Genomic DNA, 11,645 nt, shown 5'->3' with positions numbered 1-11,645 from the left:
ATGACCAATCTAAAAAAATGAGGTAAAGTATGCCTAATAAAGAGAGACTCTAAAGGTAGAGTCATAATTGTTAGTGTAATAGGAAGAAACATGATTTTAGTTGTTGGTCACAAAAACCCTGATAGTGACAGTATTTGTAGTGCGTTAGTTGCAACTGAGCTTCTTAAAGCTCGTGGCGAGGAAGCGACACCAATTCGCCAAGGCGAGATCAACCGCGAAACTCAACACATTCTAGAAGTGGCTGGCGCTGAGTCTCCAGAGCTTCGTACTTCTGTTGCTGGTGAGAAAATCTGGCTAGTAGATTACTCAGATCTTGCACAAGCACCAGACGATGTAGCTGATGCTGAGATCGTAGGTATTGTTGATCATCACCGTCTAGGCGACGTGATGACAGTTAACCCGATGGAAGCTTGGATCTGGCCTGTTGGCTGTACAAACACAGTACTTTTCAACATGTTCAAGATTGAAGGTCACGCTATCTCTCAACAAATTGCTAAACTGATGATGTCTGCAATTCTTTCAGACACAGTGGGTTTTGCTTCTCCAACATGTACTCAAAAAGACAAAGATGCGGTTGCTGAGCTTGCTGAAATCGCTGGCGTGACTGACGTTGATGCATTCATCAAAGCACTTCTAATCGCTAAGACAAACATCGAAGGCCTATCTGCTGCACAACTAGTAGAAAAAGACCTTAAAGGCTACCCGTTCAATGGTCGTGATGTTGTTGTTGGTCAAGTTGAGCTTGCGACTCTTGAGCAAGTAGACGGCATGATCGAAGCTCTAGAAGCTGATCTTGAAGCGCGTTGTGAGAAAGATGGTCTAGCGTTCGCTGCAGTAATGCTAACAGACATCACTACTGCGCAAACTCGTCTTCTATACAAAGGTGAGTGGGCTGATAAGCTGGTTAAATTCGAGAAAGACGGTGTATTGATGATGGAAAATACATTGAGCCGTAAGAAGCAAGGTTGGCCTTGGCTTCAAGGCGAGCTTGTTTAATTAAGTCGCTTAATTATAAACGCCTGCTTATTTAGCAGGCGTTTTTCTTTGAAGTAGACTTTCTTCTTCATCGATAATGTTTGAAGTTAAAAACACTCGGCATAAAATAGCTTTAAGAACAAAGTTACTGACTAAAGTAGGAAATTGAGATGACTACACAGCTAGACGATAAAAAAATCGCTGAAATCAATAAGTATACGGGTGAGCAACGCCTGAAGTACTGTGTGAAAGAAATCGTAGCGAACCGTGAAGTATGGATCTTAACCGATGAACACGGTTGTGTAATGCTGAACACAGAAGATGAAGACTGTGTTCCTGTATGGCCAAATCAAGAGTTTGCGGAGTCTTGGGCGACGGGTGATTGGTCTGAGTGTAAAGCGGAGTCTATTTCACTAAACAAATGGCATAGCCGTTGGACTAACGGTCTAGAAGACGACGAGCTTGCCGTTGTTGTGTTCCCGAACGAACAGGAAGAAGGTGTTATCTTGTTCCCGGATGAGTTCGACTTCGAATTGAAAAAGCAGGCTGCTAAGCGCTAATGCTTTTTTGTTCAAGTAACGTAATAACGCAGTAACACAGCAACATCGTAATTCAGCGTTGCCTTTTAGGCAGCGCTACATTTCTACTACTCCCATCTAAGCTATTTACAACGCATTTTCGTTAGTACCCAATCAACTGGTACAACGGCGCTTGCTGTGCGGCTTTTGAAGCTTGTTGAAGCACACCTGTTTTACTGTACCTCTTGAGTATCTTTCGAACGACAGGTTTTACTTCAGATTTTGTCATTCCAGCTTTCAATTCTGGTTCATACAGTAGTTGCAGTAGCACCACATCTAAGGGTGATAATAAGTCTTCTGGCGTATGGTCATTAAAAATAGAAGGGTAGGCTTTGTCTGAGTCATTGGGTAACCCAAGTACCTGTGTGATTTCTTCAACAATGCAGGCGACCAGCTTACCTCGCGATCTTGCTTGATCAACGGGAATAATAACCCCGGCATAAACGATCTCACCTGTAGAATTGGTTCGATAACCCGCCGTGCAAATAGCGTTATCTAAATGCTGAGTTGATCTGAGTTTGAGTATCGATTTCGCCTCAGATACCCACTGACTCTGCTTTGTGTATATCCATTTTACGTTCGCTTCAGACTCTTTTTTTACAATTGTTATAGGGTGCTTGGTGACTTCGGACAAATGTTGGATGTGCAATTCGGTGAGCTCCTGATGCAGCTCTTCATCACCCACTCGATGATCAACCCATATCTTGATAGGCTGTTTCCATTTTGAGAGTGGCTTATTGCCTTGCGAATATTCGTGTTGAAGTGCGACGTGATAAAAGGCAGTTTCGACGAAGGTTCTATCTAGCCATGTGAGTGGTGTGCTTGCTGCATTAAAGGACAGCAGTGCCAACAAGAGGGAAAGCATTGAAGCGGTTGGTAACATATCTTTCCCCTTTGCTGAATATCGCGCGATCACAGCTTAATGGTTTGGCGCTTTATAGAAATGGCTCTCAACTAACCTTTGTGTGATTTGGTGAGTTGGGTTAGTCAGTACTTCATGTGTTTCGCCACTTTCAACCACATTGCCTTCGTGCATGACGATGATCTTATCGGTGATGTGTTTAACAATGCCGATGTGTTGGGATACATAAACGAACGAGACCCCCATCTCCTCTTGAAGTTCTAAGAACAGATTGATGATTTGCGAACGCATCGCCATATCCAAACCATTCAACGCTTCATCAGCAACAATGATGGAAGGTTGAAGTATCAGCGCACGAGCCAAACAAACCCTCTGCTTCTGGCCTGCAGCAAGCATCTGAGGATAGAAGTAAGCATGTTCTGGTAGAAGCCCTACACGTAATAATGTGTCCTTTACGCGGCGCATGCGGGCTTCTGGTGGCATGTTGGTATTTCGCTTCAATGGTCCTTCAAGGATTCGACCAATCTGGATGCGCGGGTTTAGCGAGGTGTTCGGATCTTGGAAGATCATTCGAATCAGTTTACACCGAGTTGAGTAGTCTTTGTGTTCTAGCTTTTCGCCGTTCACTCGGATCTCACCCGCTGTTGGCTCTACCATACCCGCTAACATTCTTGCCAATGTTGATTTTCCTGAACCATTCTGACCGATAAAACCAATCGTCTGCCCCGCTTCAAGAGAAAAGCTAACCGGTTTCACTGCCTGGTGAATCTTTTTACGGAAAAGACCAGAGCGAGTCGTAAAGTCTTTAGATAAATCACTGACTTCTAATAATGCACTCATGATTTCTTTTTCTTCTCCATATTCAGCGGGAAATGGCAGTTAAATTTGTGGGTCTTTATACGTTTAGTATACGGTATTTCGACACACTGTCTTTGCGCGTATGGACAACGAGGACCCAGTCGACAACCAATCGGAAGGTGTTGCAGCGGCGGAATTGACCCGGGTAAAGATTGCAATTTTTCTTTATGGGGAATCCAGTCGTTAAAGTCGGGCATCGCTTTTAACAGTGCGACAGTGTAAGGGTGCTTTGGTACATCCAATAGTTTTGCCGTATCTGCTGACTCAACCGACTGACCGCAGTACATCACCGTGATTCGTGTCGCCCATTGAGTGATGGTCGTTAAATCGTGCCCAATGAGGAGAATTGTCGTGTTATGAAGTTGATTCATTCGGCTCAATAAGCGCAATATTTGAGACTGCGTAATCGGGTCTAAATCGTTGGTTGGCTCATCGGCTATTAGTACCTTTGGCTTGGCAGCAATCGCCATGGCGATCATGACTTTTTGACACTCACCATCCGTCAGCTCATAAGAGTAACTGTCCATTAGGTGAGAGTGATTTTTGATACCCACCTTATGCAGCAATGCTATCGCTTGCTTTTTGCGCCACTTAAACCTTTGCCACCATCGGCCTTCAAATGAACGCGAAGGAATTGCCTCAATCAGTTGGCGTCCCACTTTTTCGGAAGGGTCAAGACAACTAGACGGTTCTTGGAAGATCATCGCAATATCGCGTGCAATGACACGACGTCTTTCTTTAGGTGTCAGTTGAAGTAGATCGATATTGCCTAGGCGCATTCGGTCGGCAGACACTTTCCAGTTTTCTTTACAAACGCCAACGATCGCTTTTGCAACCAAGCTCTTACCAGAGCCGGATTCACCTACTAAGCCACGAATTTCACCCTCATTGAGGGTAATACTCATTCGGTCCACGGCTTTAACCATTCCTTGAGGGGTCTCAATCTCGATGGTTAGATGTCGAATATCAAGTAACGGCATTATTCGATTCCTGCATTTAGCGCTTGGCGAACACCTTCACCGACGAGGTTAATCACGATCACTGTAAACATAATGGCTAAGCCGGGTAGGGTGACTGTCCATGGCGCAAGGTAAATTAGCTCTACAGAGTCACCCAAAATTGAGCCCCATTCTGTACTCGGTGCTTGAGCGCCAAGCCCTAAGAAACCCAATGCTGTGATATCAAGAATGGCGACTGACAATGCCAGTGTAATTTCAAGTGCCACCACGGTAAGAATATTAGGTAGGATTGAATTCCATAACAGGTAGAAGTCGTTCGCACCATCGAGGCGGGAAGCCAAAATATAGTCTTTTTCTACCTCAGCGTGCACGGCAATGTACACCGAACGAATAAAGCGCGGAATCAATGCCAAACATAAGGCAAGCAAGATATTAAACTCGCCAAACCCAAGAAACGCCACGAAGATAATCGCGAGTAGTAGCGACGGAATCGACATAACGGTATCAAGCAGGTGGTTTAGCGTACTGGATAGCAACCCACGAGTCATACCCGCAAGTACGCCAATCAGACAACCGATGACTGCTGCGATAAAGGTAATCACGACTGCGGCACCAAACGTCAGTTGAGAGCCAATAATTAGACGGGATAGAATATCTCGTCCTAAATCATCAGTACCTAGAAAATATTCAACGGTTCCAGAAGGATCCCAAGAGGGAGGCGTTAATAGGTGGCCCGTTTGCTCTTGAGCATCATGCGGTGCTAACCATGGTGAAGTGACAGTGATCAGAATGATCAATACCAAACACCACAGGCCAAACATCGCGAGATTATTGCCACGAAAGCTGCGCCAGAAACGCTCGAACTGGGTTGGAATCTGTTCTTCTTGGTAGACGTTATTTGTTAGCATACCATTCCTTCCTTACCAGAGGATTGACCATCGCGCCCAGTAGATCAGACAGTATATTCGCGGTCAAAACCAAGGTTGCTACCACAATTACGCCAGCTTGAATTGAAACGTAATCTTGATTAGATAAAGCATCTAATAACCAGCGGCCAATTCCCGGCCAGTTAAAGATAGACTCGGTGATGATCGCGAGCGTTAACATACTGGACAGTTGGACGCCGACTTTAGGAATAATCGGTGGTATCGCATTTCTTAACACGTGTTGAGTGACGATCTCTCTTGTTGAAAGGCCTTTGATTCGTGCGGCGCGGATGTAGTTTTGAGCCATCACTTCAGCTACGGATGCTCTCATGAGTCGGATAACCTGAGTTGTTGGAGCGAGCGCCAAAACAAGACAAGGTAACGCCATGTGGTCGATTACACTCTGTAGGGCGTGTGCTCGATAGTTACCTTCGGCAAAAAAGGCATCAATCATCGCGAAACCAGTGACGTGTTCAATTTCGTAAAGTAGATCGTATCGCCCCCCAACAGGGAACATCTCAAAGTGCAGTGAAAACACCATGATCATTAGCAATGCCACCCAAAATATAGGTGCTGAGTAGCCTGCCATTGAAGTAAACGATATGGTGGTATCAACAAACTTGCCTTGTCTCATACCAGCAATTGTGCCGAAAGGGATGCCGATAAACAGTGCGAGTAAAAAAGCAAAGAAGCACAGTTCTAACGTCGCTGGGAATACCACGGCCAACTCATCGATGATAGGCACGCCGTGTTTGCTCAGGCCGAAGTTCAGCGTCGACAATTCCGCAATATAGCTAAGCCAACCGGGCCAAAAATCCTGAATAGCCCAAGGTGAGGTTTGATCAAGTCGGAGCAACGAAAACCCGACGATAGTTAGGATCGCAAGCGTGATAACGAAGAGGTTGATACGTCTTAATGTATACCAAAACATCAGTGCACCTCTCTTCTTACTTGGTCAAAAGGTTGAGCATTAAAAGGACTGTGTTTAAAACCCGTTAGCGAACGATCGTGCACGCGGAATTGCACGCCATGCGCAAGAGGGATCACAGGAACTTCTTCATTGAGAATGTTTTGGGCTTGTCGATATAAGTTAACACGGTGCCTTTGTTGATTGATTTCTAATGCCAAGTCGAGAAGGAAATCAAAGTCTGAGTTGCACCACATAGAGACGTTTAATCCCGCGCGTTCCGAACTACATGAGAGAAGTGGACGCAAGAAGTTGTCTGGGTCGCCCGTACTGCCAATCCAACCTGTGAGTAACAAATCTGTTGAGGAAATTGAAGACAGCTGTGTTCGGTCAAATCGATCGTCGGTATAGAGTTTCAATTCAATACCAATATCAGCCAAGTTTGCTTGGATCAGTTCTGCCGTTTTTCTTGGACTTGGATTGTATGCGCGTGGCTCTAGTGGCACCCACATTGAAAGCTCTAACCCTGATTCTACACCGGCCTCTCTAAGGAGTGCGATCGCATAGTTTCGATCATAGCGAACTTGAACGCTGTCTTTTTGATAAGCCCAAGAAGTCGGGGGAAGTAACGTGTAGGCTTTTGTACCTGTACCGTAGTACACAGAATCAAGAATGTTCTGACGGTTAATAGCCAAGTTCAATGCTTTACGTACTCGTGCGTCACGCAATGCAGGGTGTTCTGTGTTTAGCGCGATGAAAGAGACATTGACCGCAGGCGTGGCGGAAATCATCAATTCTTCGTGTGCTTGAATAATAGGGATCTGGCTCGAAATCGGTGAGTTTAACACGTCACACTCACTGCGTAGAAGTTTGGCAAGTGTTCCTGTCCCACGTTGTGATGTGTCAAACACTACTTGGTCCATTTGTACGGCACCTTTCCAGTAACGCTTGTTCTTTTTCAAGCGCACTAGATCGTTGATTTGGTATTCATCTAAGTAGAAAGGGCCGGTGCCAACGGGCTTGGAGTCTATTTCATTTTTTTCATCTGTGGTAATCAGCTTGTTGGCATACTCTTTGGAGTGGATAACCGCATAACTGGTGGCGATATTGTTAAGAAATGAATTATCTGGGCGACTTAACTGGAACTTCACCGTTAGGTCATCGACCGCCGTGATTTCAACAATCAGGTTTTGAAAGTCGATGCCTGCGAACCATGGATATAAACCGCCGCCCACATAATGAAATGGGTTTGAACTATCAATGATACGTTCAAAACTAAAGACTACATCCTGTGCATTCATACTGCGGGTTGGGGTAAACCAATCTGTGGTTTGAAACGCAACATTAGGACGCAGCTTGAAAGTGTACTCTGTACCTGATTTATCGACAGACCAGCTTGTTGCCAAGTTCTGTTTTGGTCGGTAAGTCATAGGATCAAGCGTGAGCAGGGTATCGAAAATTTGAGGGCTCAGCGATTCTGAGGTAATGCCACTATCAACCAATTGTGGATTGAAGGTACTAGGATTACCTTGGCCGCAATAAATGAAGCCTTTTTCACGGATTTGCTCGTGAGTGACACTCTCACCACATCCAGCTAAAAAGCTCAGCGTGCAGATGCTCAGTGATAGTCTTATTAGTGCTTTCATAAAAAGAAATACTTTTCGAAACGAGGCGTTAGAGGAGCCTCAAGATCCGGACAATTTAACATTTTATTTATTCGGCTCCAAATAATAATAAAGTGTGGATAGCTATTTATCGTTTGCTTGTCCGACAATCGAGTACTTCCTCACCATTCCTCGTAATTGGTTGTAGGTTAATCCAAGTAATTCAGCGGCTTGTTTCTGGTTATACTTACTCTGTTTTAGGGCTTGATTGAGTAGCTTGATGTCTTGTTGTTCTTGCCATGCTTTGTAATCAAGCGGCAAAGAAAACGAGTGCTCTAATGAAGTATGGCTGTTAGACGGCTCATTGCCAGTTTCGTGCGCGGAATCTTGCTCTGTTTTCCATGCAGGTTTAAATGGGTTAAACACTAAAGATTCAACAGGATATGGGTTTTTTCCGTGTTGATAGATAGCACGCTCAATGACGTTTTTGAGTTCTCGCACATTTCCCGGCCAAGAATAATCCAATAGTGCTTCAACAGCAGCTGGAGCAAAACCGACAAACAGATCCAACTCTAATTCTCGACACATCTTAATCGCGTAGTATTCTGCTAGCAGCGTGATGTCTTCTTTTCGCTCGCGAAGAGGAGGTATAGTAATGACGTCAAACGCCAATCTATCTAACAAATCGGCTCTGAATTCGCCCTTTAACGCCATGTCTGGCAAGTCGGCATTAGTCGCACACACCAGTCTTACATTGGCACTTAGCGCCTTTTGTCCACCGACACGTTCATATTGCCCGTATTCAATGACACGTAACAACTTCTCTTGAACAGCAAGGGGAGTGGTCGCCAGCTCATCCAGAAATAGAGTCCCACCTTCAGCCCTTTCAAAGCGACCTTGATGACGTCCTTTCGAACCAGTAAAGGAGCCAGATTCATGACCAAACAGCTCTGAATCAATCAATCCTTCACTGAGTGTTGAGCAGTTCAGTGAGATTAAGGGTTGATCCCAGCGCCTTGAAAGGTAATGCAACCTTTGAGCGATTAGCTCTTTACCCGTACCGCGTTCACCAATGATCAGAATCGGTCTTTCGATTGGCGCGAGTTGAGACACCTTATCCAAAACAGAGAGAAAGCTAGGGGATTCACCAATGAGGTTCTGCTGCATAACGGGTCCTTGTATGGTCTGATTTCCAATGGACGTGAATTAGAGAGCTTTATTTAAATCATTTGATGTAAATAGCGTTAATCACGGTGCCGTAGTGGTGAAAAATACCAATACTTGGCTAAATTCATCATAGCATGGTTGTGGGTAATCACCATTTTATTGTAAGTGTTTGATAATAAATGACTTAAAAGTTGGCATGCTACTTGGATTACTTATGATAGGTTTAACAACAAACGTAGATTTTTGAGCAAGTGGATTGAAAAATCGAAAAACGATTTAAAACCTATTTGCCACTATTGCAATTAAGGAGTTTCTTATGGGTATTTTTTCTCGCTTTGCAGACATTGTAAATTCAAACATCAGTGCACTATTAGATAAGGCTGAAGATCCTGAAAAGATGATTCGCCTCATTATTCAAGAAATGGAAGACACGCTGGTTGAGGTTCGTACTAACTCAGCAAAAGCCATTGCAGACAAGAAAGAGCTAGCACGTAAAGTTGAAGCTATCGAAACTCAGATTCTAGATTGGCAGAATAAAGCGACATTAGCCCTGACTAAACAACGTGAAGATCTGGCTAGAGCGGCACTAATCGAAAAGCAAAAACTTGAAGATATCATCAAGGGCCTTCATACCGAGCAAACTTTGGTTCATGAAACCATCGAAAAACTAACCAATGAGATCGGTAAACTTGAAACCAAAATCGCCGAGACTCGTGCAAAACAGCAAGCACTAATGATTCGTAATAATGCAGCAAGCAATCGTCGTGATGTTCAAAAACATCTGCATTCAAGCAAAACCAACGAAGCAATGGCGAAGTTTGAGCAATTCTCACGTAAAGTGGATGAATTAGAAGCTGAAGCTGACGTTTACGCAAAAACCGGTAACGCAAAATCTTTAGACCAAGAATTTGCAGAGCTACAAGCTCAAGACGAGATTGAAAAAGAGCTGGCGAAACTGAAGCAACAAGTTGAAAACCGCGATAAATAATTTTAGGAGTTGTCTATGTCAACATTTCTAATTGCAGGTCCACTGATTGTCTTTTTGATCTTCGTGGCACCGCTATGGTTATTCTTACACTACCGCAGCAAGAAGAAATCCAGCAATGGTCTTTCAGAAACGGATCTTCAGCGTCTGCATAAGCTTTCTGAGCAAGCTGAGTCGATGCAAGACCGAGTGAAAACGTTAGAAAAAATACTGGATGCGGAGTCACCTAACTGGAGACGAAACTATGAGTAGAGAACTGTATCGCGATCCGATTAACGGTAAATTGTCTGGCGTGTGTGCCGGGTTAGCGAACTATTTTGGCCTTGAAGTTTGGTTGGTTCGTATCTTAGTGATCTCAGCCGCACTGCTAGGTGGTAGCTTTTTGGTGTTATTAGCGTATTTAGCTTTGACATTTATGCTTGAAAAACAACCACCTCAATATGTCGATCAGATGAAAGCCAAACAAGAGCACACACTCAAGCAAAAACCCTGGGAAAAAGGGCAAACAGTAGAGTCTTTGTTGGGCACTTTAGAGGGTGATTTCCAGACGTTAGAGACCAGTGTTCGCAATATGGAAGCTTATGTGACTTCGGACACATTTAAAGTCGACCGTGCATTTAAGAACATGTAGTGGTCAAGCCTCAAAAAGATTAGATAACGGTTTAGGAAAATTTATCCCAAGCCGTTATTTTTTTTAATAATTTTGTCTAAATAAATCTTACGATAACTGGTAAGTTACATGTGATTAATCTATGTTAATAAAATATTTATAGATATGGATGATCGCAATGTACAAAGCCTCCCTAGTCCTATTGGTGACCTTATCCGGGCTATCTGGGTGTGGTAAGGAGCTCCCTCCGGTTCCAGAACCCGAATCACGACCAGCCAAACTCTTCACCGTCTCGGTCGGTAACAATGCCTTCGAACGAAATTTTCCTGCGACTACTGAAGCGGGCGATAAAGCCGTATTGGCATTTCGAGTCCCCGGTTTACTAAAAACGATTGACGTCACTGCGGGGCAACAGGTCTCCAAAGGTGATGCATTGGCAACGCTTAATCCTGATGAGTATCAGTTGTTAGAAAAGCAGGCAAGAGCTAACTTCAAACTTGCCGATGTGCAATACCAACGTTCCATCAAGCTACGTAAGGATAGGGTGGTTTCTGAGCAAGATTTTGACCAAGCGAAAGCAAATCATAACTCTGCAAGAGCGGTTTTAAATCAAGCAAAAGCTAATCTTCGCTACACCACACTCGTTGCGCCATATGATGGTACTATTTCTATTATTCCTGCTGAAAACCACGAATACATCGCGGCCAAGCAAGGTGTGATGAATATTCAAACCAATCAAATTCTTAAAGTCGTATTCTTATTGCCCGACCAACTTATTACGCGCTTTTCTTCAGGGTTTGAGACAGATGCAACCATGGTTTTTGATGCGTTCCCTGAAAACTCTTACGTTTTAACCTTTCAAGAAGTGGATACAGAAGCCGACCCTACAACAGGCTCGTACAAAGTCACTATGGTAATGGAAAGACCAACTGATGTCGGTATTTTGCCTGGTATGTCTGGCACGGTTAATTTAGTTTCAGCGTTAGCCGCGGCAACCAAAATTCCAACATCAGCAATGATCACCGATGGAGATGATGTCTCTGTGTGGCGTGTGAATAACGACGGTATTGTTGAAAATGTCTCAATCGTCATCGATGAAAAACGTCATATTGTGTCTGGGTTGAACGATGGCGATCGTATTGTGACTTCTGGCGTTAATGGCCTGGAATCGGGCGTTAAAGTTCGAGAGTGGATCAAGGAAAGGGGGCTATAAC

At 44.1% G+C, this 11,645-nt stretch carries 13 protein-coding genes; 6 read left to right on the top strand and 7 right to left on the bottom strand.

Annotated features, from left to right (window positions below; all coding sequences use genetic code 11):
- Positions 1-90: 90 nt before the first annotated feature.
- Both K08M4_RS09380 and K08M4_RS09375 read left to right on the top strand, forming a co-directional pair.
- The gene (locus tag K08M4_RS09380) at positions 91-996 is read left to right on the top strand and encodes a manganese-dependent inorganic pyrophosphatase (RefSeq protein WP_086049688.1); all 906 of its coding nucleotides are present in this window, start codon (positions 91-93) and stop codon (positions 994-996) included.
- A 149-nt stretch (positions 997-1,145) separates the two neighbouring features.
- Positions 1,146-1,535, top strand: a complete 390-nt coding sequence (locus tag K08M4_RS09375) for a DUF2750 domain-containing protein (protein ID WP_004734596.1) — start codon at positions 1,146-1,148, stop codon at positions 1,533-1,535.
- Between the two features lie 121 nt (positions 1,536-1,656).
- Here the strand turns inward: K08M4_RS09375 and K08M4_RS09370 are convergent, their stop codons facing one another.
- From K08M4_RS09370 to pspF, 7 genes are all read right to left on the bottom strand, one after another.
- On the bottom strand, positions 1,657-2,436 hold the full coding sequence (locus K08M4_RS09370) for a DUF2927 domain-containing protein (protein WP_086049687.1): 780 nt from the start codon (positions 2,434-2,436) through the stop codon (positions 1,657-1,659).
- 36 nt (positions 2,437-2,472) lie between these two features.
- Positions 2,473-3,255 carry a peptide ABC transporter ATP-binding protein gene (locus K08M4_RS09365; RefSeq protein ID WP_086049686.1) on the bottom strand — a complete coding sequence of 261 codons (783 nt, stop codon included), beginning with the start codon at positions 3,253-3,255 and terminating at the stop codon, positions 2,473-2,475.
- Complete coding sequence (locus tag K08M4_RS09360) at positions 3,252-4,253, bottom strand: peptide ABC transporter ATP-binding protein (protein ID WP_086049685.1); 1,002 nt, start codon at positions 4,251-4,253, stop codon at positions 3,252-3,254. Before K08M4_RS09360 ends, K08M4_RS09365 begins: the two co-directional genes overlap by 4 nt.
- On the bottom strand, positions 4,253-5,140 hold the full coding sequence (gene sapC / locus K08M4_RS09355; RefSeq protein WP_076676593.1) for a putrescine export ABC transporter permease SapC: 888 nt from the start codon (positions 5,138-5,140) through the stop codon (positions 4,253-4,255). The genes K08M4_RS09360 and sapC overlap by 1 nt, the downstream gene beginning before the upstream one ends.
- Positions 5,127-6,089, bottom strand: coding sequence for an ABC transporter permease (locus tag K08M4_RS09350; RefSeq protein WP_086049684.1), 963 nt, complete (start codon positions 6,087-6,089; stop codon positions 5,127-5,129). Before K08M4_RS09350 ends, sapC begins: the two co-directional genes overlap by 14 nt.
- Positions 6,089-7,711 (bottom strand): ABC transporter substrate-binding protein SapA, encoded by a 1,623-nt coding sequence (gene sapA / locus K08M4_RS09345; protein WP_086049683.1) that lies wholly within the window; start codon positions 7,709-7,711, stop codon positions 6,089-6,091. Before sapA ends, K08M4_RS09350 begins: the two co-directional genes overlap by 1 nt.
- Before the next feature lie 102 nt (positions 7,712-7,813).
- Positions 7,814-8,836 (bottom strand): phage shock protein operon transcriptional activator, encoded by a 1,023-nt coding sequence (pspF, locus tag K08M4_RS09340; protein WP_086049682.1) that lies wholly within the window; start codon positions 8,834-8,836, stop codon positions 7,814-7,816.
- 316 nt (positions 8,837-9,152) lie between these two features.
- On the opposite strand from pspF, the gene pspA reads away from it, so the two are divergent.
- The 4 genes from pspA to K08M4_RS09320 all read left to right on the top strand — a co-directional run bounded on the left by pspA (position 9,153) and on the right by K08M4_RS09320 (position 11,644).
- Positions 9,153-9,824 (top strand): phage shock protein PspA, encoded by a 672-nt coding sequence (gene pspA, locus K08M4_RS09335; protein ID WP_086049681.1) that lies wholly within the window; start codon positions 9,153-9,155, stop codon positions 9,822-9,824.
- Between the two features lie 15 nt (positions 9,825-9,839).
- Positions 9,840-10,073, top strand: a complete 234-nt coding sequence (gene pspB, locus K08M4_RS09330; protein ID WP_009848775.1) for an envelope stress response membrane protein PspB — start codon at positions 9,840-9,842, stop codon at positions 10,071-10,073.
- Positions 10,066-10,452: an envelope stress response membrane protein PspC gene (pspC, locus tag K08M4_RS09325; protein WP_086049680.1), complete on the top strand. Its 387-nt coding sequence runs from the start codon at positions 10,066-10,068 to the stop codon at positions 10,450-10,452. Before pspB ends, pspC begins: the two co-directional genes overlap by 8 nt.
- A 157-nt stretch (positions 10,453-10,609) precedes the next feature.
- Entirely contained in the window at positions 10,610-11,644 is a 1,035-nt protein-coding gene (locus K08M4_RS09320) for an efflux RND transporter periplasmic adaptor subunit (protein ID WP_086049679.1), read from the top strand.
- Position 11,645 lies beyond the last annotated feature (1 nt).

The sequence above is a fragment of the Vibrio syngnathi genome, assembly GCF_002119525.1.
GTDB classification, from domain to species: domain Bacteria; phylum Pseudomonadota; class Gammaproteobacteria; order Enterobacterales; family Vibrionaceae; genus Vibrio; species Vibrio syngnathi.
The sequence above is the reverse complement of the archived record's forward strand: the minus strand, read 5'-3'. Positions and strand labels throughout refer to the sequence as shown.

Coding starts and splice junctions, on each gene's coding strand:
- pspF (WP_086049682.1), bottom strand. CDS start 8,836: ATGCAGCAGAACCTCATTGGTGAATCCCCTAGCTTTCTCTCTGTTTTG.
- pspC (WP_086049680.1), top strand. CDS start 10,066: ATGAGTAGAGAACTGTATCGCGATCCGATTAACGGTAAATTGTCTGGC.
- pspA (WP_086049681.1), top strand. CDS start 9,153: ATGGGTATTTTTTCTCGCTTTGCAGACATTGTAAATTCAAACATCAGT.
- K08M4_RS09370 (WP_086049687.1), bottom strand. CDS start 2,436: ATGTTACCAACCGCTTCAATGCTTTCCCTCTTGTTGGCACTGCTGTCC.
- K08M4_RS09380 (WP_086049688.1), top strand. CDS start 91: ATGATTTTAGTTGTTGGTCACAAAAACCCTGATAGTGACAGTATTTGT.
- K08M4_RS09320 (WP_086049679.1), top strand. CDS start 10,610: ATGTACAAAGCCTCCCTAGTCCTATTGGTGACCTTATCCGGGCTATCT.
- K08M4_RS09375 (WP_004734596.1), top strand. CDS start 1,146: ATGACTACACAGCTAGACGATAAAAAAATCGCTGAAATCAATAAGTAT.
- sapC (WP_076676593.1), bottom strand. CDS start 5,140: ATGCTAACAAATAACGTCTACCAAGAAGAACAGATTCCAACCCAGTTC.
- K08M4_RS09350 (WP_086049684.1), bottom strand. CDS start 6,089: ATGTTTTGGTATACATTAAGACGTATCAACCTCTTCGTTATCACGCTT.
- pspB (WP_009848775.1), top strand. CDS start 9,840: ATGTCAACATTTCTAATTGCAGGTCCACTGATTGTCTTTTTGATCTTC.
- K08M4_RS09365 (WP_086049686.1), bottom strand. CDS start 3,255: ATGAGTGCATTATTAGAAGTCAGTGATTTATCTAAAGACTTTACGACT.
- sapA (WP_086049683.1), bottom strand. CDS start 7,711: ATGAAAGCACTAATAAGACTATCACTGAGCATCTGCACGCTGAGCTTT.
- K08M4_RS09360 (WP_086049685.1), bottom strand. CDS start 4,253: ATGCCGTTACTTGATATTCGACATCTAACCATCGAGATTGAGACCCCT.